This window comes from Treponema denticola ATCC 35405 (genome assembly GCF_000008185.1).
Lineage (GTDB): Bacteria > Spirochaetota > Spirochaetia > Treponematales > Treponemataceae > Treponema_B > Treponema_B denticola.
Map to the genome: position 1 here is coordinate 1,140,974 of NC_002967.9, position 25,919 is coordinate 1,166,892.

30 protein-coding genes are annotated in these 25,919 nt (G+C 38.0%); 14 read left to right on the forward strand and 16 right to left on the reverse strand.

The features are described from left to right. Window positions 1-6: 6 nt before the first annotated feature. Window positions 7-1,494 (reverse strand): transcription termination factor NusA, encoded by a 1,488-nt coding sequence (gene nusA, locus TDE_RS05295; protein ID WP_002682413.1) that lies wholly within the window; start codon window positions 1,492-1,494, stop codon window positions 7-9. Window positions 1,495-1,529: 35 nt separating this feature from the next. Next, the gene (rimP, locus tag TDE_RS05300; RefSeq protein ID WP_002670663.1) at window positions 1,530-1,976 is read right to left on the reverse strand and encodes a ribosome maturation factor RimP; all 447 of its coding nucleotides are present in this window, start codon (window positions 1,974-1,976) and stop codon (window positions 1,530-1,532) included. Window positions 1,977-2,246: 270 nt separating this feature from the next. On the opposite strand from rimP, the gene TDE_RS05305 reads away from it, so the two are divergent. Genes TDE_RS05305 through TDE_RS05320 form a run of 4 tightly spaced genes read left to right on the forward strand, consistent with a single transcriptional unit; the run spans window position 2,247 to window position 6,714 of the window. Then, window positions 2,247-3,416: a type III PLP-dependent enzyme gene (locus TDE_RS05305; protein WP_002670664.1), complete on the forward strand. Its 1,170-nt coding sequence runs from the start codon at window positions 2,247-2,249 to the stop codon at window positions 3,414-3,416. A gap of 22 nt (window positions 3,417-3,438) precedes the next feature. Next, on the forward strand, window positions 3,439-4,758 hold the full coding sequence (locus tag TDE_RS05310; protein ID WP_002682414.1) for a leucine-rich repeat domain-containing protein: 1,320 nt from the start codon (window positions 3,439-3,441) through the stop codon (window positions 4,756-4,758). Between the two features lie 38 nt (window positions 4,759-4,796). Further along, complete coding sequence (locus TDE_RS05315) at window positions 4,797-6,026, forward strand: dicarboxylate/amino acid:cation symporter (protein ID WP_002670666.1); 1,230 nt, start codon at window positions 4,797-4,799, stop codon at window positions 6,024-6,026. Window positions 6,027-6,084: 58 nt separating this feature from the next. Continuing rightward, window positions 6,085-6,714: an adenylate kinase gene (locus TDE_RS05320; protein WP_002670667.1), complete on the forward strand. Its 630-nt coding sequence runs from the start codon at window positions 6,085-6,087 to the stop codon at window positions 6,712-6,714. A 131-nt stretch (window positions 6,715-6,845) separates the two neighbouring features. Here TDE_RS05320 and TDE_RS05325 read toward each other — a convergent pair whose 3' ends face one another. The 4 genes from TDE_RS05325 to TDE_RS05340 all read right to left on the reverse strand — a co-directional run bounded on the left by TDE_RS05325 (window position 6,846) and on the right by TDE_RS05340 (window position 8,781). Further along, a complete protein-coding gene (locus TDE_RS05325; protein ID WP_002670668.1) occupies window positions 6,846-7,367 on the reverse strand; it encodes an SRPBCC family protein in 522 nt (173 codons plus the stop codon). After that, entirely contained in the window at window positions 7,351-8,022 is a 672-nt protein-coding gene (locus TDE_RS05330) for a TetR/AcrR family transcriptional regulator (RefSeq protein WP_002670670.1), read from the reverse strand. Before TDE_RS05330 ends, TDE_RS05325 begins: the two co-directional genes overlap by 17 nt. 132 nt (window positions 8,023-8,154) lie before the next feature. Then, window positions 8,155-8,463: a NadS family protein gene (nadS, locus tag TDE_RS05335; protein ID WP_002670672.1), complete on the reverse strand. Its 309-nt coding sequence runs from the start codon at window positions 8,461-8,463 to the stop codon at window positions 8,155-8,157. Window positions 8,464-8,472: 9 nt separating this feature from the next. Then, complete coding sequence (locus tag TDE_RS05340; RefSeq protein ID WP_002677634.1) at window positions 8,473-8,781, reverse strand: type II toxin-antitoxin system RelE/ParE family toxin; 309 nt, start codon at window positions 8,779-8,781, stop codon at window positions 8,473-8,475. Window positions 8,782-8,808: 27 nt separating this feature from the next. Between TDE_RS05340 and TDE_RS05345 the strand changes: the two genes are divergently transcribed. Beyond that, window positions 8,809-8,958 (forward strand): hypothetical protein, encoded by a 150-nt coding sequence (locus tag TDE_RS05345; protein WP_010956878.1) that lies wholly within the window; start codon window positions 8,809-8,811, stop codon window positions 8,956-8,958. Between the two features lie 40 nt (window positions 8,959-8,998). Here TDE_RS05345 and TDE_RS05350 read toward each other — a convergent pair whose 3' ends face one another. Beyond that, window positions 8,999-10,378: a tyrosine phenol-lyase gene (locus TDE_RS05350; protein ID WP_002682416.1), complete on the reverse strand. Its 1,380-nt coding sequence runs from the start codon at window positions 10,376-10,378 to the stop codon at window positions 8,999-9,001. 115 nt (window positions 10,379-10,493) lie between these two features. On the opposite strand from TDE_RS05350, the gene TDE_RS05355 reads away from it, so the two are divergent. Then, window positions 10,494-11,114 carry a hypothetical protein gene (locus TDE_RS05355; RefSeq protein WP_002671735.1) on the forward strand — a complete coding sequence of 207 codons (621 nt, stop codon included), beginning with the start codon at window positions 10,494-10,496 and terminating at the stop codon, window positions 11,112-11,114. Further along, entirely contained in the window at window positions 11,095-11,916 is an 822-nt protein-coding gene (locus tag TDE_RS05360; protein WP_002682418.1) for a hypothetical protein, read from the forward strand. The genes TDE_RS05355 and TDE_RS05360 overlap by 20 nt, the downstream gene beginning before the upstream one ends. Window positions 11,917-11,930: 14 nt before the next feature. Here the strand turns inward: TDE_RS05360 and TDE_RS05365 are convergent, their stop codons facing one another. From TDE_RS05365 to TDE_RS05385, 5 genes are all read right to left on the reverse strand, one after another. After that, window positions 11,931-12,473, reverse strand: a complete 543-nt coding sequence (locus tag TDE_RS05365) for an ATP-binding protein (protein WP_002670683.1) — start codon at window positions 12,471-12,473, stop codon at window positions 11,931-11,933. 16 nt (window positions 12,474-12,489) lie between these two features. Next, window positions 12,490-12,828 (reverse strand): anti-sigma factor antagonist, encoded by a 339-nt coding sequence (locus TDE_RS05370; RefSeq protein WP_002670686.1) that lies wholly within the window; start codon window positions 12,826-12,828, stop codon window positions 12,490-12,492. Between the two features lie 25 nt (window positions 12,829-12,853). Then, window positions 12,854-14,539 (reverse strand): PP2C family protein-serine/threonine phosphatase, encoded by a 1,686-nt coding sequence (locus TDE_RS05375; RefSeq protein WP_002682419.1) that lies wholly within the window; start codon window positions 14,537-14,539, stop codon window positions 12,854-12,856. Window positions 14,540-14,612: 73 nt separating this feature from the next. Then, on the reverse strand, window positions 14,613-15,290 hold the full coding sequence (locus TDE_RS05380; protein WP_002670690.1) for a metallophosphoesterase: 678 nt from the start codon (window positions 15,288-15,290) through the stop codon (window positions 14,613-14,615). Window positions 15,291-15,300: 10 nt separating this feature from the next. Continuing rightward, the gene (locus TDE_RS05385; RefSeq protein ID WP_002670692.1) at window positions 15,301-16,674 is read right to left on the reverse strand and encodes a tetratricopeptide repeat protein; all 1,374 of its coding nucleotides are present in this window, start codon (window positions 16,672-16,674) and stop codon (window positions 15,301-15,303) included. 28 nt (window positions 16,675-16,702) lie between these two features. On the opposite strand from TDE_RS05385, the gene TDE_RS05390 reads away from it, so the two are divergent. The 7 genes from TDE_RS05390 to aroC all read left to right on the forward strand — a co-directional run bounded on the left by TDE_RS05390 (window position 16,703) and on the right by aroC (window position 23,667). Beyond that, window positions 16,703-17,452 (forward strand): tetratricopeptide repeat protein, encoded by a 750-nt coding sequence (locus tag TDE_RS05390; protein ID WP_245522457.1) that lies wholly within the window; start codon window positions 16,703-16,705, stop codon window positions 17,450-17,452. Then, window positions 17,445-19,622, forward strand: coding sequence for a tetratricopeptide repeat protein (locus tag TDE_RS05395; RefSeq protein WP_002682422.1), 2,178 nt, complete (start codon window positions 17,445-17,447; stop codon window positions 19,620-19,622). The genes TDE_RS05390 and TDE_RS05395 overlap by 8 nt, the downstream gene beginning before the upstream one ends. A gap of 80 nt (window positions 19,623-19,702) precedes the next feature. Continuing rightward, the gene (locus tag TDE_RS05400; RefSeq protein WP_002670701.1) at window positions 19,703-20,872 is read left to right on the forward strand and encodes a hypothetical protein; all 1,170 of its coding nucleotides are present in this window, start codon (window positions 19,703-19,705) and stop codon (window positions 20,870-20,872) included. A 24-nt stretch (window positions 20,873-20,896) separates the two neighbouring features. Next, window positions 20,897-21,610, forward strand: coding sequence for a lipoprotein (locus tag TDE_RS05405; RefSeq protein ID WP_002682423.1), 714 nt, complete (start codon window positions 20,897-20,899; stop codon window positions 21,608-21,610). Between the two features lie 9 nt (window positions 21,611-21,619). After that, the gene (gene trmB / locus TDE_RS05410) at window positions 21,620-22,327 is read left to right on the forward strand and encodes a tRNA (guanosine(46)-N7)-methyltransferase TrmB (RefSeq protein WP_010956879.1); all 708 of its coding nucleotides are present in this window, start codon (window positions 21,620-21,622) and stop codon (window positions 22,325-22,327) included. 21 nt (window positions 22,328-22,348) lie between these two features. After that, window positions 22,349-22,618 carry a hypothetical protein gene (locus tag TDE_RS05415; protein ID WP_002670713.1) on the forward strand — a complete coding sequence of 90 codons (270 nt, stop codon included), beginning with the start codon at window positions 22,349-22,351 and terminating at the stop codon, window positions 22,616-22,618. Continuing rightward, window positions 22,582-23,667 (forward strand): chorismate synthase, encoded by a 1,086-nt coding sequence (gene aroC / locus TDE_RS05420; RefSeq protein WP_002682425.1) that lies wholly within the window; start codon window positions 22,582-22,584, stop codon window positions 23,665-23,667. The genes TDE_RS05415 and aroC overlap by 37 nt, the downstream gene beginning before the upstream one ends. A gap of 202 nt (window positions 23,668-23,869) precedes the next feature. Here the strand turns inward: aroC and TDE_RS05425 are convergent, their stop codons facing one another. From TDE_RS05425 to TDE_RS05440, 4 genes are all read right to left on the reverse strand, one after another. Further along, entirely contained in the window at window positions 23,870-24,175 is a 306-nt protein-coding gene (locus TDE_RS05425) for a hypothetical protein (protein WP_010956880.1), read from the reverse strand. Between the two features lie 133 nt (window positions 24,176-24,308). Beyond that, window positions 24,309-24,659 (reverse strand): hypothetical protein, encoded by a 351-nt coding sequence (locus TDE_RS05430; RefSeq protein ID WP_010956882.1) that lies wholly within the window; start codon window positions 24,657-24,659, stop codon window positions 24,309-24,311. Beyond that, window positions 24,660-25,166 (reverse strand): M23 family metallopeptidase, encoded by a 507-nt coding sequence (locus TDE_RS05435; RefSeq protein WP_010956883.1) that lies wholly within the window; start codon window positions 25,164-25,166, stop codon window positions 24,660-24,662. Between the two features lie 16 nt (window positions 25,167-25,182). Then, a complete protein-coding gene (locus tag TDE_RS05440) occupies window positions 25,183-25,884 on the reverse strand; it encodes a hypothetical protein (protein ID WP_164920592.1) in 702 nt (233 codons plus the stop codon). Window positions 25,885-25,919 lie beyond the last annotated feature (35 nt).

The window sequence follows — 25,919 nt, forward strand, 5'->3', positions numbered from 1 at the left end:
TTACTCCTACTCTTCGTCCTCATATTCAAAAGCAAGATCTACTCCGCAATTGGGGCATTTTGTCATATCTGTTGTTATTTTATGACCGCATTCAGGGCATTCAAATTCTTCAACTTCACCCTCATCATCCGAAACAGGCTCGCTTTCTTCATCGCTTTCATCTCCATCGTCTTCTACAACTTCAACGGCATTAGCTATAATGTCAAGAAGGGTATCAGCCATCTCTGTAGTAAGACCTTCCAATGCCCTGATTTCATCATCTTCCATGTTAATCAAGTCTTGTATATCTTCAATTTCGTTATTACGTAATACTGTAAGAATATCTTCGGTAATTCCCGGAAGTTCGGCAACATTGGAAATTTCCTCATATTCTTCATCTTCATCACTTGTTTCATCAGTGAATAAGTTTTCGACAGCCTTTCTGGCATCCGTGTAAATATCCATTTGTTTAAACTGTTCTTCGGTTTTTACATCTATGTTCCAGTCTACAAGGCGGTTTGCAAGGCGTACGTTTAAACCGTGTTTTCCTATAGCCAGCGATAATTGGGAGTCGGAAACGATTGCAAGGGCCTTTCTTTTTTCCGCATCCAATATCATAACATCCATGACTTCTGCAGGTGAAAGGGCGCTTTTTATATAGGCCTTAGGGTCTTCAGAGTAGGGTAGAATATCTATCTTTTCATCATCCAACTCTGCGATAACTGCTTGAATTCTTGCTCCCTTTGCTCCTACACAGGCTCCTACAGGATCTATATCATCTCTGTCAGTTGAAACCGCTATCTTTGTTCTATAACCTGGTTCACGTACAATATTATGAATCTTTACTATTCCGCTTTCAATTTCGGGCACTTCCACTTCCAGTATCTGCCTTACAAATTCCGCATCGGTTCTTGAAAGGATCAGCTGTACTACGTTTGATTGACGGTGTTTTTTTACTTCCCGTACAAGGGCTTTTATTCTTGATTCTTCTCCGGCTGCTGCATTCCTTCCAAAGTGATCTCCCGGACACTGATATTTTTTAGGTAATAAGCCCTCAACCTTTCCTAAGTCGACATAGATGTTTCCGTTTCGTTCCCGATGGTAGTAACCGATTATGATTTCTCCTACCTTTGTACTGTATTCTGCATAAAGGGTATCTTTTTGCATTTCTCTGATACATTGGATTGCTCTTTGCATTCCGACCTTGACAGAATTAATACCTAAGCTTTTCGGATCGACTTCGACTAAAAGTTCATCACCTGCCTCGCAAGAGGGGGCCAATTTTTTTGCTTCTTCTAAACTTATATCAAAAACCGGATTTTTTGCATCTTCCGTTATTATTTTCTTTGAGTATATTTTTCCTGTTTCTTCATTGAATACGGCATTTGCATCTGTTCCGAATTGTTTTTTATAAGATGCTTTTAGAGCCTGCTCTACAATGTGCAAAACAAAATCGTCATCAATTCCTTTTTCCTGTGCAAATTCCCGAATTGCCTCAATTATTCCTTCAGACATTTCATTAAATCTCCTTAACAAAGCTAAAATTATTCTTAAAGATTACATCTGGCTTTTTTTATATCCTGATACGGAATTTGAATGTCTTGATTATCAGAATTTAAAACAAGGCCTTCGGAATTTACTTCTTTTATAATTCCGTGCCGCCAATCAGTAATGCTGTTATCCCAAATTTGGGCTTCTTCTCCTACAAAGGCATAAAACTCAACCGCCCGCTTTACAAGTCGGTTTATTCCCGGAGAGCTTACTTCCATAGTTACATCTTGCGAGCCTATGAGGGCTTCAATACGGGGCTGAAGAGTCCTGTGTACAGAGGTACAGTCTTTGATACCGACCCCTTTTTCCGATTTTATTACTGCCTTAACCTGCCAAACGTCTTTTTTGTGAAGGACATTCAGATCGACCAGTTTAAAGCCGAGCCCTTCGACAAGAGGTTCACATTCGCTAAAGTACGGAATATCTTTTTTTTGAATGAATTCCACTTCAACCTCCTCTCAAGATACCTTTTGCATACAAAAAAGGAGCCGCTTGAACGACTCCGAATACACAAGGATAATATATGTTCTAATAGTTATAATACCATAAAATTGAAATATATTCAATACATATATCATAGAAAAATATTAAGTTTTTTTGTTTTTGGATTGAAAATATTAAAAAAAAGCCCTTTTTATGCCTTAATACTATTGACAGTTATGCAAAATAGCTTTATAAGGTAAGCTATTATTACTATTTTTTGGGAGGTCGGCCTAATGGAAAGAAAGGATTACATTAGCGATTCTGAGTGGAAACACTTTATGAGTTTTTCAGAAAATCTGGAAACGCCCTGTGTTGTTATCAACCTAAAAACAATCAAAAAAAATTATCAAAAGTTAAGAGAAAATTTTCCCTATGCGGATATTTTTTATGCGATTAAGGCTAATCCGCATGAAGAAATTATTTCAATGCTAAACGAGATGGGTTCATGCTTTGACATAGCTTCACGTTATGAACTTGACAAGGTTCTAAAATTAGGCGTAAGCCCTGAAAGACTCAGCTACGGAAACACCATAAAAAAGGCAAAGGATATTGCTTATTTTTATGAAAAGGGTGTCAGAATGTTCGCTACGGACAGTAAGGACGACCTTAAAAATATAGCTCAATTTGCTCCCGGTTCGAGAGTTTATGTGAGAATCCTTGTTGAAAACACTACCAGTGCCGACTGGCCTTTGTCAAGAAAATTCGGCTGCCATCCCGATATGGCCTATGACCTTTGCATTCAGGCCAGAGATTCGGGCCTTATTCCTTACGGTATTTCTTTCCACGTAGGAAGCCAGCAGCGGGACATCGGTCAGTGGAACGATGCCATTGCAAAGACAAAATACCTGATGGACTCTTTGGAAGAAGAAGAAGAAATTAAGCTCGAAATGGTCAACATGGGCGGAGGTTTCCCCGCTTCTTATGTTACACCTGCAAACGACCTAAGCGAGTATGCTTCCGAAATTAGCCGCTACTTGGAAGATGATTTCGGTGAAGAGCGTCCGCGCATTATTTTGGAACCGGGCCGCTCCCTTGTAGGCGACAGCGGTATCTTGGTAACCGAGGTTGTTATGATTTCGCGCAAAAACAACACAGCCCTCTTTAGATGGGTATATCTTGATACGGGTCTTTTTAACGGTCTTATTGAAACCCTAAACGAATCCTTAAAATACCCGATCATTACCGATAAGGATGAAGGCTGCAAAAAATGGGGTGAGGTCGTTTTGGCCGGTCCTACATGCGACAGTATGGATATTATGTATGAAGATTATAAGTACAGTCTTCCTACCAACCTTAAGCCCGGAGACAGGGTATACTTCCTTACAACCGGTGCTTATACATCCAGTTATGCTTCTGTAGAGTTTAACGGCTTCCCGCCGATTAAAACCTACATAATGAAGTAAATATTATTAAAAGAGTCCGGCTATGTTAAAGACCTTATATAAAATTACGGCTTTGGTTATTTTTAGTTTTTTTGTTTTTTCGTGTTCCGAAAAGGAAGAACAAGTAGGGGTTGAAAATAAGGAAGCTCAATCTGAGGTCGGCTCTCAGGCCGGACTTAATTCCGAAAAAAAAGATAATGGGCTTCAATCGGGGCAGGATAAGACAAAAACGGCTGATGCCCAATATCAAAAAGCCTTAAATGAGGCTTCCGTTATTTTTGAATTTGAGGCTGTAAATAAAAAAATCAATTTAAGCCTTAAAGCCGATGAAAATATCAAAATTGAAGGTGCCGTTCCTTCGGAAATTCCTGCCGACGGTTCCGTAAACGAAATATTTATAGCAAAAAATTCTCTTGCCCTATTGGGTGATGTAAAAGAGCTTACAATTCATAATGCCGAAATTTTAAGCGGAGTTAAAATAATTAAAGCGCCTGCTTTGAAGTCCTTGGATATCTCTTTTTCGGGCTTAAAGAATATCGAATTTATAGATTGTAAGGCTCTTGAAAATCTGATTCTTGAAGGAAACAAGAAAATGAATAAGCCTGATTTTTCTTCGTTAAAAGGCTTAAAAAAGCTCAATTTGGCCAAAACAACAATTCGGGAGATGGATTTTTCTGTTTTTCCGCGACTTGAATGCCTTGATATAAGTTCGATAAGCTTAAAAAAGCTTGATCTTACAAAAAACATTGAGCTTAAAGAGCTGGATTGTGAAAATTCCGGTTTAAACACTCTTGATTTAACTAAAAATATAAAATTACAACGGCTTAATTGCAGGGCCAACAAACTTACCGACTTGGCGCTTTTTCAAAACAAAGAGCTCAAGTTTTTGGATTGCGGAAAAAATAATCTTGATAAACTTTTAATAGCTCTTAACACAAAACTTCAAAAACTGTATTGTGACTCCAATGAAATAAAGGATTTGGATCTTCCTTCGTTAAAGGAACTTGAAGAGCTTTATTGTTACCGCAACAAGATAGAGAATCTTGTCGTAGGTTCAAATCGTAAGTTAAAAAATCTTTTTTGCTTTGAAAATAAGATTAATGAAAAATCAATGAAGCAGCTCTTTGATTCTTTGATAGCAGGTGACGGATATGATATTAAAACCCTTGTAGTTTATGCCGAAAAAAATCCCAATCTAACATACAAAGCGGATAAATACTTTGACCATAATTTTGTGCCTACCGAAGAAATGCTTAATTCTTCCTCCTTTAAATTCTGGAAAGTTTATTTTACCCTTTATGGTCTTGAAGATATGGGCAGTATAATCGACTCCCTTGTTCAAAAAACGGGAGAAGCTTTTTAGTCTATTGACTGAATCTTTTTCTTTTTGTAAAATGAATCATGAAAATTTGGATAAAATATCTTATAGGTTCTGTTCTAGGCATTATAATTGCGGCTATTTCTTCTTCCGATAGTGCATTCTTTAATGCAGCTGTTGATTTTGCCGCTAATATTGCTATTCAATTCGGCCGTTATTCCTTATATCCCGTTTTATTTTTTGGGTTTACCGTAAGTATATCTAAATTACGTGAAAGCCGTTCCTTACTAAAACTTTCGATATATATTGCCGTTTTTATTATTCTTTCATCCCTTTTGGCAGCCCTTTTAGGTTTGATTTCTATCTCTATCAGCTCTCCGCCGAGAATCCCTATCTTTGTTGAAGAGACAAGTTCTGTCGAGAATTTGGGCGTTATGGAGTCCTTTTTACGGCTCTTCCCGTCAAGTGCATTTGAAGCCTTTATGGATGGGCTTTATATACTTCCGCTTTGTATCTTTGCCGGCTTTGCAGGAGCAGCTTGTGCTGTCGATAAAAATATTTCCAAACCTGTTTTTACCCTTTTTGATTCCTTATCAAGAGTTTCTTATGCCGTTATGGCTTTTTTTGTAGATATGTTTTCAATAGGACTTATTGCAGTATCCGTAAACTGGTTTATCAAGTTCCAAGCCATGCTTTCAACCAAATTTTTTACCGGCTTGGTTGTGCTTTTATTGGTAGATTTTTTTATAATAGCCTTAATAATATATCCTATAATCTTAAAAATAATGTGTAAAGATATAAATCCTTACAAGGTGCTCTATGCTTCGATAGCTCCTGTTTGTGCAGCTTTTTTTTCGGGCGATACCAATTTAACCTTGCCTATCTTATTGCGCCATTCAAACGAGAGCTTGGGTGTCAGAAGGAGAATTTCTTCGGTATCCTTGCCTGTTTTTTCGGTTTTCGGCAGGGCAGGAAGCGCGATGGTTGTTACCATAAGCTTTATTGTAATTTTAAACTCTTATTCCAGTTTGGGTATAAGTTTTGAGGATAGATTTTGGCTTGTCGGTATTTCTACCCTTTTTTCGTTCTTTTTAGGCCGTTTCCCCATAACGGGAACCTATGTTTCCCTTGTTGCCGTTTGCGCTATATACGGACGGGGCTTTGAATCCGGGTTTTTAATTTTGCGTCCGGCAGCCTTTTTTATAGGCTCGGTAGCTGCCGCCATTGATGCCTTAACAGCCATGGTGGGAACATATATAATCGGTCACTTGTCTAAGATGACTAATACACGCACTTTAAGATTCTTTATATAAGAGCTTTTCTTTATGTAAGAGCTTTGATTGAATATTGTTAAAAAAAAGGAAGAGAGAAATGAACTGTATTTTTTTGGGCCCGCCGGGCGCAGGAAAGGGAACCCTTGCTTTTGAGGTTTCAAAATCGTATAAGATTCCGCATATTTCGACCGGAGATCTTTTTAGAGCTGCAATCAAGGAGCAAACCGACTTGGGGAAAAAAGTTAAGGCTGTCATTGATTCCGGGGCATTGGTAAGCGACGACCTTACAATCGCCCTTGTAAAGGAAAGGTTGGAAAGGGATGACACCAAAAAAGGTTTTATCCTCGACGGCTTTCCCCGTACAATCGCTCAGGCCGATGCCCTAGAGGACATCGTAAAAATAGATTCCGTTATCAACTTCGATATAAGCGATGATGAGGTTATCAAACGCCTTTCAGGAAGAAGGGTTTGTTCCTCATGCGGTCAAAGTTTTCATATCGAATTCGTAAAACCGAAAAAAGAAGGCATTTGCGATTCATGTTCCGGAGATCTGATGATCCGTCCGGATGATAAAATTGAAGCAATCCAAAAACGCCTTGAAACTTACAGAAACCAAACAGCTCCGTTAATCGACTATTATACAAAAAAAGATCTGATAGTAAATATAGATGCCCGCCCGGCATCGGAGAAGGTATTGGCTTCTTTTAAAGTAAAATTTCCGCATTAGAGGAAAATTTTTAGAATAAGCGCCGTTACTGTCTTACTGTCTATAACCAATACTTTTATATATCCTCCGATATAAAAAGTATGGCCGAAAGGAGAAAAAACTGCAATGTTTTATCGGCAAGGCAATTCGCTTTATTTAATTCCGGCTTTTAAGCGTTCGACGGGAATGCGTTCCGGATACTTGCCTTCGGTAAGGATTTCGGTCAAATATTTATTGTCCAAAATCATATCGTCGCGAATGAGTTGCCAGTTGCATTTTTTACGGAAGATGATTTTGAACAGCAAAAAGTTCATAATCGGTCCGATGACGGGAGTCGTTATACCGAACGATTCCGTGTGAGAAAAGCGGCAGCCGTCTTTTGTTCGCGTCCCTTCAAATGTGATAAAAGCGGTTCCCTTGTCGCTTTTAAATACGAACCGAAAATGGTCGTTGTCGCGTTCGCTCGTTACTATGGTGCCGGTTACGTCGTAGTCGAGCCCCATAACGATTTCGTAAAAGCGGACTTTGCTGCCCGTATTTACGTTCCCGTTGTACAGTTCGCATTCCAAATGATACGGACTCCACTTGACGAATTCCTCTTCAAAATTGTCTGCCCACGCGCACAGTTTTTCGAACGGTGCGCTAATGTCAACCTGTTCATGCAAGGTTATCATACACAATCCTCCTATATTTTTCTTTTTCCGCAGCCGGAGCGTTCAAAGCACCGGCGCAGAAGTCAATCATGCAGTCCATGAGTTTTCGGGCGCTGCCTTCTTTTTTTTCGTGAACATAGCCGAAATCGTACATCATTTCTCCTATGCCGCCGGCGATAAAAACGGCCGTTTTATGAACCGTTTCGGCGTCCGCTTTGTACCAATCCAGTGAGCGGATAAATATTTCCCAAACTTCAACAAATTTTTGTGTCAGTTCTTCTTTGAGTTTTAATGAGTACAAAAGATTGTCCGGCGAAGCGGCCGCTTCTTTTCCGTGAGCGTCGGCTTTTACCGTTTTTAAAAACAGGCGCGTTACTTGAGTCATAAGCGATTGCGCGTCGTCTTTGTGAGTGTCGATTGCATCCTGTACGGATTTTACATAGCGCTCGGAGTACCGGCGCAAAACGGCGCGGTAAATTGCTTCCTTCGATTCAAAATAATAATAAAAAACGCTCGGCGAAGACGTCCTGTCGTTTGCCTCATCCAAAATATCCCGAACAGACGTATTCGTATAGCCTTTTGAAAAAAACAGCGTTGTCGCCGCATCGATCAATTGATTTTGCCGGCTTTCTCTGTCTTCTTGCCGACTTTCTCTGTTTTCGTCTTTTTCAGGCATAGGCACTTCCTCCTTTTATAGAATAATATTCTATAGACATTATAGAACATTGTTCTACAAAATGCAAGGGGTTTTATTGCCTCACGTTAAATCTAACCTAAAAAAATTGTCTGGACTTACCGGAATAAGCCTTTATCCCTGCAGCACGCTTTCTACATATTGAGGATTAGCCGAAACGATTTTAAGTAGAGACAAGGCCGCCCCATCAGGCTTACGCCTGCCTTGTTCCCAGTTTCGTAAGGTACCGATACTGATATTAAGCATAGATGCAAATTCTTCTTGTGTTTTATTTGTCTTACTGCGTATTTTGGCAATATCCAAAGGCTCTATTTCAAAAACTCTGGCGGGAGGAATTTCTCCTTTTTCAATTAAAACAGCTTCCTTTACGCTTTGGAGTAATTCGGCAAACATCTCATCACTCATTTTTTTTCTTTTAAACATAAAAACTCCTTATAAACCTTTAATAAAACTTGCCAACATATTTATTTGTTTTTTTGTAATGCTCTCTGCATCACTTTTTGAATAAGCAAACAACAAATATATCTTTGTTTCAGTTTTTATAAAATAAATAATCCTAATACCGCCGCTTTTTCCGGTATTCTTTTTGCTCCATCTTATTTTTCGTATTCCGCCGCCACCCTTAATCAATTTACCTTTCAATGGATTACATACTAGATATTCTTTAAATTGTTTATATGTATCTTCGTCCAGTAGCCTATTTATTTGTTTTGTAAAAACAGGCGTTTCTATAATTCGCATATCTTATTATACGCCATTGGCGTAAATATGTCAATTATAATTAATAAGTTTTCTCAAAAACGTTGTATTAATTTTCAAAATATTAATTATTATAATTTAGTCAGACCTGCCGCAGTAAATATAAAAAAACTAGGCTGTGAATACCTTTCTTTTGGAAAGGCAGGATGGACAGCCTAGTTTTGTAGAGGTAAAACTGTGATTCGTTTACCTTGAGAGTTTAGATATGCTCAAAGCGTGCCGTAAAGAAGCGGAGTTGTTTAGGTTCGTAAACGAACTTTAATCCTTTTATAACTTCCTTGTGTTTGTACAATTTAATAACGGCATCTGCTACAATGTCCATGTGTTTATATGTATAAACACGGCGCGGAATTGTTAAGCGGACTGTTTCAAGCTTTGGTACGTGGTTTTCCCTTGTTTTGGGATCGCGTCCTGCAGAAACGATACCGCGTTCCATACTTCTAACTCCCGATTCGATATAAAGCTCTGCGGCTAGGGCCTGTGCGGGAAATTCGGTTTGCTTAAGATGAGGACAGAAGCGTCTTGCATCAAGAAATACTGCATGTCCTCCTACGGGCTCAATAATAGGAACTCCGGCTTCCAAGAGCTTGTCGCCTAAATAGCGGACCTGCTTGATTCGGTGTTCGATGTATTCAAACTGGAGAGCTTCTTTTAGACCGATAGCCATAGCTTCCATATCGCGTCCTGCCATACCGCCGTATGAAGGCATACCTTCAAATACAACAACGAATTCTTTTGCAGCTTGGAAAAGATCTTCATCGTTCATACAGAGGAAGCCTCCGATGTTTACGATACAGTCTTTTTTACCGCTCATGGTACATCCGTCTGCATAGCTGAACATTTCTCTTACGATTTCTTTGATAGACTTGTCGGCATAACCGGCTTCTTGTTCTTTGATAAAGTAGGCGTTTTCTACACAGCGGGTTGCATCGTAGAATACCTTGATGCCGTGCTTTTTTGTAAGCTCACGGACGGCCTTCATGTTCTTCATAGAAACGGGCTGACCGCCTGCAAGGTTTACCGTAACAGCCAAACATACATAGGCTATATTTTCGGCTCCCTTTTCTTTTATAAGCTTTTCAAGCTTGTTCAAGTCGATGTCGCCTTTAAAAGGAACATTTTTGCCTGCATCATGAGCATCATCGTTTATGATATCCACGAAGATACCGCCGTTTGCTTCCTGATGGTATCTGGTAGTGGTAAAATACATGTTGCCGGGTACATATTGACCGGGTTTAATGGCTATCCTTGAAAGAAGGTTTTCGGCACCGCGGCCTTGATGGGTCGGCACAAGATGCTTAAAGCCGAAAATCTCTTGAACCGTTTCTTCCAAGTGATGAAAGTTGCGGCTTCCGGCATAGGCTTCATCTCCTATCATCATTCCGGCCCATTGTTTATCGCTCATGGCGTTTGTTCCGGAGTCGGTAAGAAGGTCGATATAAACATCTTCCGAATTAATAAGGAAGGTATTATAACCGGCTTCTTTGGCAACCTTTGCTCTTTGATCCTTATCGATCATCTTAACAGTTTCTACAACCTTAATTCTAAAAGGTTCCGCAGGATAATTTTTAATATCCATAAAAGTCCTCCATCTGTTATTTATACAGAAAATGATATGAGGGAAAATTCCCTCCTCACTATAACATAAAGATAAGGTATTGTCTAGTTAGTATAAGATGTGATATAAATATTATATGAAGTTAAAAAAATACCGGATTATCTTTAGTTTTGTATTTCTTTTTAGTCTTTATAACGAAAGCGGAGCGGAAGAAAACTCCTTTTCTACAATATTGGAAGAGGCTAAAAAATATTTTTCGGATATCGACTGGACAGTATCCGAAACAATCTCAGCTTCTCCTATGGCCGAACCCTTTACCTTAGATGAGATAAAAACGGAAAATTTGAGCTCCTATGGAGACACCGATTTACGGGAAAGTTTGTTTCCTTCTTTGGACGGGCTGGGAGTATTGGACTATACCGGTATTGAAAAATCCGTGTTGAATTTTTTGAATAAATTAAGTTTACAATTTAAAGAAAATAAGGTGGATATAAGCCTTTGTTCAAAAGCAAAACCTTTTTTACCTTATCTTATAAATTACAGGCTGGATTCTTTTAAGCCCATAGTTTCTGTCTTTTACGGCAGGCCTGAAAATAAGGCAGATCAAAAGGTAAAAGCCCTGTTTAAATGCAATATCAGGGGAGAAGATAAAATATTTTATATTATTATTGAGGTCTACATTATTTTTATTGAAGAAAAATGGTACTTGGACTCTTTTGACATTATCGGAGACAAAAATGAACAAAGCTCTCAATAGAATCGAATATGAATATATTGTCGATACCTTTATCAGAGAAAAGCCTTCTTTAAGCCTCTTATGCAAAAATACCTTTTTAAAAATAGATTCTTCTTCTTATAAACTTATAGATGATTATATTTTCTTTAAAGCGGATGGGGTTGAAGTAAGCGATGATATAAAGGTTTTTTTTAATCATAAAAAACGCCCTCTTTATTTTTTTAGCCGAGTCGAACAAAAAGAGGGGATTACTGTTTTTAAGCTTTCCGATAAATTTTATAAACATGATGATGAGCTTAAAAACTGTCAAATTTCATTGTGGAATTCCGGAGGCTTTAAACTAAAAGCCGGCATTTCAAGCGATTTTCCTCTTAGCTTTCCCTATCCTCCGGCTGTAGACGATGAAGATAGTGAAGTTTTTTTTGGCCTTTGCTCCAAGATTTCCGGCTTAATGAAGCTAGATGCGGATAAAATCCCTGAAGCTTTTTTTTACCGCCTTTACGATATAGCAATAAAACATAGGGCTCCGGATTTTAGCCCCTGTCTTTTATATATTGATGCGGAATTTATACTTATTTTTTGTATTGAGGAAAAGGCTAAAGAAATTGCATCTCAAATTTCGGCCCAGATGGAAGTAGGCTTCAGCCGGCGAAAAGTTAAATGCTCGTCAATATTTTCTTTTTTCCTTCCCAATCTTAATGTAAACTCTACAGGAGAAAGCTGCGGAGCTCTTTGCCTTACAATAAAAAACATCCACGAAGAAGACAAACGTTTTTTACACGAAAAAGCTCACGCGAGCAAATACGGATATCCGAATAATTGAGTCTTAGTCTAATCTTACAGCGAAATACCGTGTTTTTTTTGAGGATATTTTTTTAACATCGCAACGCCGTTTTTCTTCTTGTTAAAAATAAAACCTCCGTCCCAATATTCGAGGGCTGCAAAGAGGGCGTTTCCTCCGTCATATTCATCGCTTCGGGCTGTTCTAAAAGAAACATAGGCTCCAAGGTTTGCAAAGTCCTGCTTATGCAGACATTCCAAGCGTTTTCTATTGAATTCGTTCCACTTGTCGATTTCTTTAAAGCCTTCTCCTTCATCTTCGACTATTAAATGAGCGTGGGTAGAGCTGAATTCGTACCATACCTTGACTTTTTTGGACGGATTACATCTGTTTCCGTGTTTTACCGCATTTTTAATAATCTCGCTGATTTGCTGCTCCAAGAGGTTGATTCCCTTTATTTCTAAGGGGGCTGATTGTACTATTAAGAGTGTAAAATATCTGATTTGCCTGAAATCAGAAGGAAATTCTTTATATAACATCCCTGTTTTATCGAATAAGGGGCTTTTTTCATCGACTTTAAGTTCTTTTATAGCTGTCATATTTCTGTCCTCCGCTTTAGCTTTCCATTTTTTGTAATGCTTCTTCCAAGCTGTTTGTTATGGGAAAGTAGCCCATCAGCTTTGTCAGTTCTATAACTTTTTTCACGGACCCGTGAATATTGGTTATAAACAGGCGTAGATTCATCTTTTTTACGGTAGAGCATATATAAATGAGAGCACCTATTCCTGAAGAGTCTATGTAGTCCACATCTTCAAGATTTATAATCATACATTTTATTTGACGCTCGATCATCTTCATAACAAGCTCTTTTAGTCTGTATGAATTGTATAGGTCCATTTCACCGCTTACGTCAATAATGTAAACCTCTTTGTTTTTTCGGACTTTTAGTTCCATAACAATCTCCTTAACAACCTCTCTATTACCTAGCCTTAATAATCAGCAAAGTGCGATCATCATGAGTCTGGGCCGTTCCTATAAACGAAGTCATGTCATTTTTTATTTTATTTACTATATCCTTTGAATTTTTGGAATGATTATCGGCTATAAGTTTTGCAAGTCTGGCAGCTCCGTACTGCTCTCCTGCTTTATTAAGTGTTTCGATAATACCGTCCGTGTATAAAGCTGCTACATCACCCTCATGCAAAGGAATTTTTATACTTTTATATGTTGAACGGACATCTATTCCTATAGGGTCCGTTTTTTGCTGGAATAATTCGATTTTATTTTTTTCATTGTTCCATATCATCATTGCCTGATTACCTGCCCCTATGAATTCTATTGTATTTGTTTTCTGTTCATAGGATAAAAGAGAAATACTTGCAAAGTGGTCTATATCTATCTTGCCGGTAATACCCTTATTGAGCCAGTCCAAAATAGATTCCGTGTTTTGATCCGTGTTTGTTATAAGGTAGAGGATGGCCCTAATCATAATCATAATAATTGCAGATTGAATACTTTTACCTGCAACATCCGCAAGGACGATAAAGACTCTTTTTTGTTGAACGATGACGTCATAATAGTCACTGCAGATACCTCTCTCCTGTAAAAAATATTCTCCGATTTCAAGGCCGGGGACTTTTTTTAAGTTTTTAGGTAAAAGAATCCTTTGAATTTTTGCAACCGTATCGGTTATATTTTCAATTTCGGCATGTTCGGAAGCCTCGGATATATTTAAAGTAAGGTTGATCATTTCTGCCGCAAAATCCGATAAGTATTCTCCTATCTTGACTTCATTTTCCGAAAAAGGAACATTATCCGGATTACGGGATACGGCCGCCACGCCCACTAAAACAGTGCTAACCATTAAAGGGAAGAAGATGAGGCTTCCGTGCTGTAAAAATTTTTCGTTTCCATTGTTAGGAAGTAAGGGGTTGCCTTTACAATCTTTAATGAATAGAGTTTTGCCTTGGGATGCAACTTCCGTAAATATCGATTCACCCATCTCAAACCGTGCATATTTAAAATTGGAAAATACGTGATCTTCTTTGCGTGCAAGGTCATCGGGTAATTTATACGGCGGAGGAAAGGTGCCGATTAAGGCCTTTACAGCCAAGACCTCTTCAAAACTTTGTACTGCAAGGACTACAGCCCCATCAGCCGATAACTCCATTAAAAATGATTCTGCGATGTATGGAAACATTTCGGATGAGATATCTTTCTTTCCTGAGATTAATCCGTTTGTTTTTTGGAGTAAAAGGCGGGCCGTGCTTATAAGTTTACGTGCTCGTAAAGATTCTTCAGAGGGGAGATTTTGTAATTTTTTAATATAATCTGCATTTGCCTTGTCTTTCTTTTGCTTTTCGACTTGATCTTGTAGATATATCTTTTCGGATACGGTTATATAGACAGTAAAAACAACTAGAACAACCGATAAGCCTATATTTAAAATCATATAGTTTTTTAAAAATACCGAGGCTGCAGTACTTATGCTTATTATAAATGCAAAGGCCAAGGTAGAATGTGTCAATAAAACAAAGGGCCTTGATATCTCGCCGGCTTTCTTTTTGTTTGTAGCCGTAATTCTTATGAGAAATAATAATAATAAAATATTCAAGATCGAAAGAGTAATCAATGCATAAACGTCAAGAGTGTTAATTTCTTTCATTGTAGTAATTCTATCATCTAAAGGGAATATCGTCAAGATTTATTTTAAAAATAATGGTAACAATTTATAGATTTTAAGTTATCTCCAAAATGTGTCTGCTGTATGCGTTAATTATTTCGGTTTCTCCATGTCTTATGCTTCGGCATTGTTGAGGGTCATATATGTGGACTTGTCCGTGTATAAGATATTTAGGTTTAAAAAAATTTATAAATTTGGTAAAACACTCAAAAGCTTCTTGTTTGTTTTCTTCTTTTTCACCTTCAATCAATGGAGGACAGTGGGTTACTAAGATATCCAAATAGCGCCCGTATCTCAGCTTATTTAAAAATAATGCCGGAATCATTTTTGAAAGCTTTCGCTTCATTTGTTTTTCTGTAAACTGATTTTTACCGTCATTGTGCTTTTTAGCACCTGAAACGCCGGCTATTATAATGTTTTCATACTTAAGGCTTTTAAACCCTATATAGGTTCCCTGATTGCTTTTTTTTGTATTTCCCTTTTTAAATATATTTACCTCTCCATCCTTTGTTTTTTCAGCCATTTCGGGATGATAGTGAGTAAGAGCTTTTAAGTGGTGGCTTCCGAAAACAAAATAAAGCGGTTTATTTAAGGAATTTTGTACAAAGTCAAGGTAGTCTATCGGAAGGTCTCCCGCCGATATTATAAAATCTACATCTCCATATTTTTCTTTTATGTCTTTACTGTAAATCACAGGGTCTATCTGATCCGAAATACATAGAATTTTTTTCATTATCCGTTTCCTAAAATGTAAATTTTACTTTTTCAACTATTCTTTCAAGCTTTTGTCTGTCAATAAGGTTAAAGGGCCTGTTTTCTGCAAACTTTATTGCATCAGGCGAAAAAGCACCTGAGGTTATAATGTGAGAGGTTACAACGGCTTGTTTTTTCATCTCTTCATGTACGGATCGTAAAAAGGATTCCGTTATCGTGTGTCCATCCCTCGAAAAGATTAAAAGTTGGGGCTTTTTTCTTGTATTAAGCCATTGTTCCGAGCCTTTTTCGACTGCAAGTATTGTACAGCCCATCTTTGTTTCTTTTAAGGCTTGGACGGGATAATCGAAGTACTGCTCGGTAATATCCCTGCACATTTTAAAAAATTCTTCCTTGATGAGGGTTAAATATTCTTTCATATGGTCGTTGGTACGAAGGTCTGAATATTCGGCAAGTTTTTGAGCCGTATTCCTGAATTTAGGATTGACTGCGCTTATGGCTTCCCATTGCTCTATTGCCTGGTCTATGTTTCTTTGTCTTTCGTAGCAATCGGCTAAAAGATATCTCGAATAAAGAACTTCCGGGGCTGACAACTGTTTTGAAGATTTTATCGCCCTAGTGAATTCGAATTCGGCCTTTTCAAGGCTGTTTGTTTCCAAATAGCAGCATCCTCTTTCAAAAAAGCATTTTGACCTTATCTCCTGCTTTCTTGCAGCTTTTTCGAGGGCTGAAAGAGCCTGTGCGTAATTTTTTTTGCTTTTTAAGATTTTTCCATGATAATAAAGGGTTTCACTATTATCGGGAGCTAATTTTAAGGCTGTGGCAATAGCCTTTTCGGCTTCAGGGATCTGATTCGCCTTAAAAAGCAACAGGCCTAATGAAGCATAGGCTTCTGCAAAGCGTGAATCGACTTCTATAGCTTTTTGAAAATAAGCTATTGCCTGATCCGACATGTTTTTGCTTTCATAAATTTGTCCGGCCTGAAAATAGGGTTTTGGATTTTTCGGATCTCTTTTATTTAAAAGCATAAATTCCTTTAAAGCTTCGTCCGGCTGCTGGAATTTTAAATATAAATCTGCTATAATAGTTCTGAATTCGATTTCGGTTGCCGGATTGTTAAATACTGCTGTCTTGTTTAGAGTTTTAAACTCGATAAAGGCAAGGTCAACTTTTTTGTCTGCAAGGTAGGCCTTGCCCAAAAGGTATCGGGCTTCCGAATCTCTGGGATTTTTTGAGAGTATTGATTTTGCATCCTTGATTGCGGCTCCGTATTTTCCGGATTTTAAGTTTTTTTCGATTCTTGCTCTTTTTTTTGGAAAAAGAATCGACTTTAACAAAAAAATAATGAGAAAAGCGAGGACCGCACTTATCGCTGCAATCAAAATAATCGTTAATGAAGACATACCTATATGGTATAGCTTTTGGGAGGGAATGTCAAATATGAAAACGCATTTTTATCGATTAAAATTCAAAAAAAGCATTTTTTTTGCTGTTTTTTTATCTTTTTTTTCATTGCTTTTTGCCGTAGATTATTTTGAAGAAGGTAAAAAACTTTTGTATGCTGATAAGCCTCAAGAGGCCGTTTCGGCTCTTTTTAAGGCTAGTCAGGAAGCCGGAACCCCTAAATCGGTTTATCTTTATCTTGGCGTTGCTTATTTTAGGATGGGGAAGTACAGCGAGGCCTTAACCTATCTTTCTCAAGGCAAGGATAAGGATATACTCAACGGGCATTTGTATTACTACAATATAGGTAATGTATATTTTTTACAAAATCAGTTTGAAGCCTCCGAGTTGGCTTATAATGAGGCTATTTCTTCAAACGGCCTCTATGCTCCGGCTTTTTTAAACAGGGCTAATACACGGATAAAACTGGAAAAACTTGAGGGTGCTTTACAAGATTATAAAATTTATTTAAACTTAAACCCTGAGACGCTTCAAAGATCTTCAATCGAAAAAATGATATCGCTTTTGGAAGGCCTTGCCGAAGAAGCGGAAAGAGCGAAGGCCTTGGCTGAAGCCAAAAAGGCAGCCGAAGAGGCCGAGCGTTTGGCTGCTGAGGCGAGGTATAAAAAACTTATGGAAGATGTAAACGCCAACCTTTCTTCGGTTGACAATGCAGATGCCTTATCGGCCGGAGCCGACAATACAATAGATTATTCGGAGGAAAACGAACTTGACTGATTTTCAAAAATTCTTAATAGGTATTTTAGCGGGTATTTTTATAGCCGTTTTAGTTGTTGTAGGCATCTTATTTTTTACAAAGAGCAAGACCTCTGATTCCGCTGCTGCCGATACGCAGATCCTTGCTAAAATTGAGGCTGAAAAAGAAGAACTCGCCCGTCTTCAAGAAAAAATAGCTAAAAAAGAAGCTGAGCTTGAACAGGCCAAAAAAGAAGCCGAAAAAGAGAGAGAGCTTTTAGAGGCGGAAAGCATTAAAAAAGCCGGGGAAATTAACAAAAATCTTGCCGCTGCTTCCGAAAAGGAAAAAAAGGCTGCCGAAGAAGAAAAGAAAAGAAAGGCTGAAGAGGCTCTAAAAAGGGCTGAAGAAGCAAGAAAGCGGCAAGAAGAATTGATTAAGCAGCAACAGGCCTTAAAGGAAGCTGAAGCAAAGAAAAAAGCATCGATAGACGAAGCAAAAAAAATCGCTGCTGCCAAGGCTGAAGCAGACCGCAAAGCAAGGGCCGAACAGGAGCGTAAAGCCAAAGAAGAAGCAGAGCGTAAGGCTAAGGCTGAACAGGAGCGCAAGGCAAAATTAGCAGCCGAACAAAGAGCAAAAGACGAGGCTGCAAAAAGGACAGCTGATGCAGAAAGAGAAAAAAAGCGGCTCGAAGAAGAAGCCAAAAAGAAGGCTGCTTTAGATGCACAAAAAGCTCAAGAAGCTGAAAGACTTGCAAAGCAAAATGCCGATGCAAAGACCAGAGCTCAAATGGAAGAGGTGGACCGCCTGGTTTCAGAAGGTGTAAATTTCTTAAAAAACGGAAATCTAAATTCTGCTCTTAGTAGTTTTTCAAAGGCTTCATCTAAAATGCCCGATTCTGAAACTTCATTTACTGCAAAAAAATATTTGGATATGGCTTCTGCTTTAAACGACTATGCTTCGGCTCGTGAAGGAACCGGAGATGCAGAGAAAGCTCTTTCGGATGCCGATTCATACATAAAAAAATCCGTAAATGCAGACGGACAAAATGCAAGGGCTCATTATGTTTATTCTCAAATTGCAGACGCACAAAAACAGCCTCAGGTTGCCTTTGTAGAGTTGGAAAAGGCTCAAAGTTTGGATCCCGATAATTATTTATACAATTATGAACTCGGTAAAAAATATTACGCAAGAGGTCATTATCAAAAAGCAAAGACTTCCTTTGAAAGAAGCGTAAAATCCAATCCCAAATTCGATAATGCTTTTTTTAATTTGGGAATGTCTTGCAGAAAATTAGGTTTGGAAAATGAAGCTTTTTCCGCTTTTTCTTCAGCCGTAAAGATAAAGCCCGACTACGTAAAAGCCTTTTTGGAAATGGCCCGTATACGCAAAGCCCAACGGAAATTTGATCAAGCTATAGAAAACTATAAGAAGGCTATTTCTTATGAACCGACCAATCTTCCGGCCTTACGAGAAATGGCCCAAGTTTATGCGGATTTGGGACAAAATAATTTAGCCGAGCGGCACTTTACGGAAGCTATCACTCTGGGAGAGGATGATGCCATAACCTATTATAACTTGGCAACGGTACAGGTTGATTTAGAAAAATACGGCGAAGCCCTGTCTAATGCCGAAAAAGCTTATAGGCTCAAGCCTTCTGATGCAAGAGTTTTATATACATACGGTTTAACTTTGGAAAAAAACGGAAGAAAATCTGAAGCCTATGATTATTATACACAGGCTGCGGCTACAAATAAAAACTATGCTAAGCCCAGAATAAATCTGGGGCGTATGTACTTGGATGAGGGAAAATTCGGCGAAGCCGAAGATAACCTTTTGGCAGCCTATAGGCTTGAGCCCAATAATTTTGAAGTAAACACAAATTTGGGCAAGTTATACGGCTTAAAAGGAGACTACACCAAGTCGGTTAATCATTACTCCAATGCCGTAAAAACCCAGCCTCGTAATATTACGGCAAAACAGAATTTGGCGGCGGCCTATATTTCTGCTGATCTAAAAGAAAATGCCGTAAGCGTTTATGAACAGATTATAAAGGTTGATACTAAAAACTGGGATGCTTATTATGAACTGGGTAAACTTTACATAAGCTTGAATAAAAAGGCTGATGCAAAGCTTATTTTGGAAGGCGTATTGAATAAAAATCCGAATTATCCAAAAGCCGCGGAAATTCGATCGATACTTTCATCCCTTTAATTAACCTATAGAATTTTTCATAAAATTATATTAGAATTAAAGATGTAGTTGATCGTACTTAATATAGGGAGAGAAGATTTATGGCTGCAAGTGAAAAAAAAAGAATTTTGGACCTTCCATTAAAGCTTATTTTGACTCAGGAAGGTTCTACATTCTTTATAAAAAGAAATAAGAAACTCCTTAAATTTAAGCTTGCCGGAAATATCGAAGAATACGGCATTTCTCTCGAAAAATTTATTCCTGAAACCATTCAACGCCTTCTTTTGGCGGATTATATCTCAAAGATTGAAATATCGAAACCCGAATTCGTTTCTTCGCGACAGGAGGTTATGGATCTTTCAAAGCTTATAGTATATTCGGTTTTATATAAACAATATGACGATTATATTTTTAAGCAAATCTTAAACTCTCCCGTTATAAAAAAATGGAACAGACAAAACCCTGCAAGTATAATTGACGAAAAAACCCACATAAATGAAAAGTATTTGGCAAATGTATTGCAGCAAAACGAAGAAATGATTTATGAAGCAAAACAGGAAATTGTTAAACCTCTTTTTTCTTTTATAACAAAGAATAATGCTCTATCTCCCGAAGAAAAAAATATTCAGCTTTTTTTGGCCGAAAAATTTCTAAACATGATGCGTCCGTTTACTTGGTTTATCATAACTAAATTTAGGATGCACAAAGACTTTGACCTGATTCTAAAAACAATACGGACTTCCCTTACCGAATACATGGATAAAACGAAGATAGCCGAGTACATAGCCTTGATGCTTATGGAGTTGATCCTAAGTGCGGAAAACATGAATTTGCGTAAAGAAGCCTTAATTCTTTTTCCTGAATTGGATGACCCTCAAGAAGCTCTCTTTGATCCCGAAATACGCCGCCGTCTCGTTGCCGAACTTGAAAAAAAACAAGAGCTGGTATTTGTTTCATGGAAACTTGGAAGCGGAGGTGTTGCCTCGATAGGTACACAGGGCAAGCTTCAGATAACCCTTTACAGTAAAAATGAACAGTCGGATGCCGTCAGAGCAAACTTAAATGACTTAAAGATGGCAGATGTCGACAAAAATTCTTTAATTGACTTTTATCGAGCCCTTCCTGAAGGTTCCGAAGATTTAAATTTGGGAATGTATTATATTTCTTACTTAAATGACGCTTGCGAAAAGGTAAATGTCCGCTTTGAATCGAGTGCAAACCGCTTTGAGGATACGGATCTTACCGTAATGAATATGTCCTTTATGTTTTAACATAAAGAAGATTCGGATGGTCCAATGAACAAAAGCAAAAAAAAAGAATGGCTAAAAAAAACTTTGTTTTTTTTTATTGCAGCTCTTTTACTTTCATGTTCCTTTGATAAGCCTGAGATACCCGAACTTTCCGTAAAAATTTTAAAGATAGAAACGGATGCCGGAACAATTGAAGAAAGGCTTTCCGTATTTTTAATGTACAAGGATGAAAACGGACGTAACGATTATTCTTCCATACAGCTGGTCCATTTGGAGTCGGGGCTTACATGGGTTTTGAACAGGGAAAATACTTCCTTTTTTTCTTCCTCACAGCTTAGAGCTTCGGATTCCGAGAAAACTCTATGGGCCGGTTCCAATAAGATAGCGTCGCCGTTCGGACAAATTCCCATAGGAGAATATTCCGTTGTGCTGGAAGATTTGTCGGGAAATAGGACTATAAAAAAACTTACCTTAAAAGAGCCTGAAATGGTTTCATCTATTCCCTTTGTCTTTCGGATTCAGGACGGACGATGGCGGATTGAAGCTTCCGAAAATTCCACATTTAAAACGTTTTTTCTTATTCTTTTGGGGGCCGATAAGCAGCCGCTCTTTGTTCAAGGTTTACCTGAAGGTTCTAAACTCGAAGACTCTATTTCTTCCCTGTTCGAAAAATATCCGGACACCCGTTATATTCAATGTATGGCCCAAAATGCCCAAGGCGATACAGCCTATTTGACAAAGTACCATAGTTTGTATTAGTATCAAAGGATGAATAGTACTGAAATTACTCAAAATACCGATGTACCGTCTCATTTTCGATCTATAAAAACCTTTGTTTTACGGACGGGGCGGATGACCGAAGGCCAAAAAAGAAATTACGAAGCTTTTTATCAAAAGTGGTGTATTCCATATACTGAAAGCCCAATCGACTTTCAAACTCTTTTTCAAAACGATAATCCCGTAATCATAGAAATCGGGTTCGGCATGGGAACTGCAACTGCCCAAATTGCCGAGGATAATCCCGATAAAAACTATCTTGGTATAGAAGTTTTTAAGGCCGGTGTGGGTAAACTTTTAGGTGAAATAGAAGAAAAAAAATTGAATAATTTACGGATTATCGAACATGATGCAATTGAAGTTTTAGAAAATATGATAAATAATGAAAGCGTTGACGGCTTTCATATTTTTTTTCCTGACCCGTGGCAAAAAAAACGGAATCACAAAAGACGGCTTGTAAGAAGGCCTCGAACCGATTTGCTTTCAAAAAAATTAAAAGATGGCGGCTATATTTACATGGTCACGGATTGGGAAAATTATGCAGAGGATGCTTTTGAGCAGTTGAGCGAAACTCCCAATCTAAAATCCAAATACGAAAAATTCGCTCCAAGCCAAAGCTGGCGTCCCACAACAAAGTTTGAAAAAAAAGGCTTAAAAAAAGAACACGTGATAAATGAGCTTATATTCGAAAAAGATTAAGCAGTTTTGAAACTTGGAGGTATGATAAACAGTTCAGCAGAAATTCAGCTTCACTGTTTATCTGCCGAGTTTTGCACTTATGAGTACAAAACTTCGCATTATTATATGTGTGTGCTTTTCGGCACACACTTGAAAAAACTTTTTTCACAAATTGATTCGCTATCCGCTTTAGCGGATACGATGAAAAATTTCCTTACAGAACAGAGCCGAAAGGCTCTGATATTTGCTGCAAAAAGTTTTTATAGGAGTAATCTATGGGGGCAAATTCTTTTGGGCGTTTTTTTACCTTGACAACTTTTGGAGAAAGCAGGAGCGCAGGGGTAGGGGCTGTAATTGACGGATGCCCTGCCGGTATTCCCCTTTGTGCCGATGATATTCAAAAAGAGCTTAACCGCAGAAAACCCGGCTCCTCAGGTCCTTTTTCTACAAAACGGAATGAAGATGACATTTGCGAAATCCTATCCGGTGTTTTTGAAGGCAGGACCCTGGGAAGCCCTATCGCAGTTCTGGTTAGAAACAAAGAAACCTCCTCCAAGGATTATGAAAACTTAAAAGATGTTTATCGTCCGGGGCATGCCGATTATTCTTATGATTTAAAATACGGGCATCGGGATTACCGAGGCGGAGGCCGCTCTTCCGGCCGGGAAACGATAGGCAGGCTCATCGGCGGAGCTGTTGCAAAAAAAATGCTCGAAGCCTTTGCTATAAAGGACGGTAAAAAAACTATTGAGGTGCAGGTAAGAGCCGAAGAAATTGCAGGTATTAAAACAAGCCTCCCTCTTAAAGAAGATGAGGCTCTGCCTGAGCCGATTTTTGAAAAGTTGAGCGCTTTGGCTTCTAATGGAGATTCGGCCGGTTGTATTTTATCCTGTTCTGTTTTAAATGTTTCCGAAGGGCTCGGCTCTCCTGTTTTCGGCAAACTTGATGCGGTCTTGTCTCAAGCCTTAATGTCGATAGGTGCCGTTAAGGGCATAGAAATCGGGGGCGGTTTTTACTCGGCTTCTATTACAGGCAGCGAGAATAATGACATTTCAAAAAATTTTTCTGGCGGTATTTTGGGCGGTATTTCCTGTAATATGGACTATCCCTTAAATTTAAACCATGAGAATGGAAGAAAAGATGAGAACACTTGTCAAATAGATTTTAGAATTGCCGTAAAGCCCGTTCCTTCAATAAAAATGAACCAAGCCTCCTTTAACAAAAAAGGGGAGAAATGTATGCTTTCTGTCGGAGGAAATCACGACATCTGTCTTTTCCCTCGCATAGTCCCGGTTGTGGAAGCAATGTGTTATTTAGTTCTTGCGGATGCTTTTCTGGTCTCAAAAATAGAAAGATTTTAGCGTTTTTAAAAATTAGGAAACAAAAAAAGGCACTCGTTTGAGTGCCTTTAAATTTAGCTAGCGGCAATAGGGCTTATCTAATTTACGGATTTATAATTCTATATTCAATATATACTTATAAAATTATAAATATACTTGCTTACATAGTGCTTACATAAATAAAGGGGCTGCTTAAAATAAACATCCCCTTACATTAAAAACTTTATTTTTCTGTTAGTCTAAAATATATATACAGTCCCAAGGCAGCAAACCCGAAAGCTGCAAGAATAATAACACCTTTGAACTGTATAAACCCGGTAACTATTAAAATCAAAATCCCAATCCATAGCGGTACAAGGGCAATCTTACGCCGAGAGTATTTGACGGTGTCAAACACGGCTAAGGCTCCCCCCGCTAAGCCGATGACTGCTCCGATGCAGTCTGTTGTAATTGACTGGCCGTAATTCACGATAAAAATCGAAAGAATTACAAGCCCGACAATCACAAAAAACATAAACTTATTTTTCATATCTTAAAACCTCCCAAGTTTTAATTTTATTTTTAAAATAAAAAATCCTATGCTTCCCAAAATCAAAAGAGTTAGAATAGAAGACACAATTACAAGTGATAGTTTTAACTTATAATTTTTAATCTTCAACTCCTCAATCTTCTTTTGCTTTTCCTGTATCTTCGCTTCTTTCTTTGCTATCATCTCTATGCTTTCTTTTTCGTATTCTTCTAATGATTTCTCTGATTTCTTCAAAGATAGCCTCGCTTGAGTCAATTGATCTGTTAAGTTCTCTTGATATTTCAGCGCCTCGCTTAATTCTGTTTCCAAGTTCCGTATTTGAGATAATTGCATCTGTTTGGTGTTCTCTAACTTCTCCAACAGACTCTCTAACCTCGTCAGCTCTGCTTCCGTGATTGTGTATTCCGCTTCTTGTGCAGCAAGAGGAAAGACTAAAAAGCAAAACACAAACAAACATAAAAATAAAAAACTTCTTTTCATTCATTTACCGCCCCTTTTTAAATTCTTCAAAGATATTTTTAATCTCAAAAGTTCCAGCCTCCCAGCCTGTGATTATGTTTTTGTCTAGGCCGGAAAAATCCAACCCTTCATGTGGATAGGGTGGATTTCCAATCATCTGATGAAAATCGGTACTAGGCTTACTGTTGCACGGATATATACCCCTATCAAGGATATAAGACTTAGGATCTATCGTTGCATCTTTACCCATATATGGATCTTTAGTTGTTGCAGGATATACGCTAACATGCAAATGCTTATTCGGTCCCGGAATACCACGGCCTGTATCTCCCATGATACCTAAAAAACCTCCGGCTGGAACCGTTTGTCCCACATTGACTGCTATCGATTTCAAGTGTGCATACCTGCTTATTATACCTTGCCGGTCTTTAATTATGACATAGTTACCATAAACACTAGCCTTTGCATCTCTATTGATTTTTATAATTCGGCCCTCTTTAATGGCAAATACGCCCCATTTTTCTATTCTCATCTTTTACCTCCAAAAATTAAACCGTGTTTCTTGTCAGCTTTTCCAAAACAGCCCGCAAGTTTTCGGCCTGTTTTAACTTTTTTTCCATTTTATCACGGCAAAAATCTGCCCTTATCTTATCCCCTATTTTTTCAAAAAGCGGCTTATAGTTTAAATACATATCCGCTTTACTTTTTACCTCCTTTAAGTAAATTCTAGTAACTCTTTTTGTAAAATCCTGGGCGATAAAATAAATTTTTTCTTTTTTTAACTCATTTAATGGACGAGTAGTACAAGATTTAGATATCAGAATTTCTTTATTTAGTCTGATAAATAATTCTTCGGCGAGTTGCTTTATATAAGAATTAACAGAATCAACAGTTAATTCTTCAAAGCCGTTTTTATAAAGCCTTTTGTTTAAAATAGATTCAGCCCTATACATACAGCAGGCTAATACGCTTATATCACTCAAAAGATAAGATAAATCCGGCAAAATATCTTCGATTCGTTCTTTTCTCAAAAGCTCAATCTTTTCACAATTATCCTTCATCAGGTACATAAGACCGATACTATCTATCTTTTGAATTTTTCCGCCTTCATATACTTCTATAGTTTGCCCTAAGATGGACATCTTCCCGCCTTTTTTTAAAAGTAAAATAAAAAGAGGAGGAATTACTATAATACCGATTATCAAAATAACCACCCAGCCGATTGCCGGCATACTGCTAATCTTGTCCATACACTAATCTTAGCAAAAATAAAAAATTTTGTTAC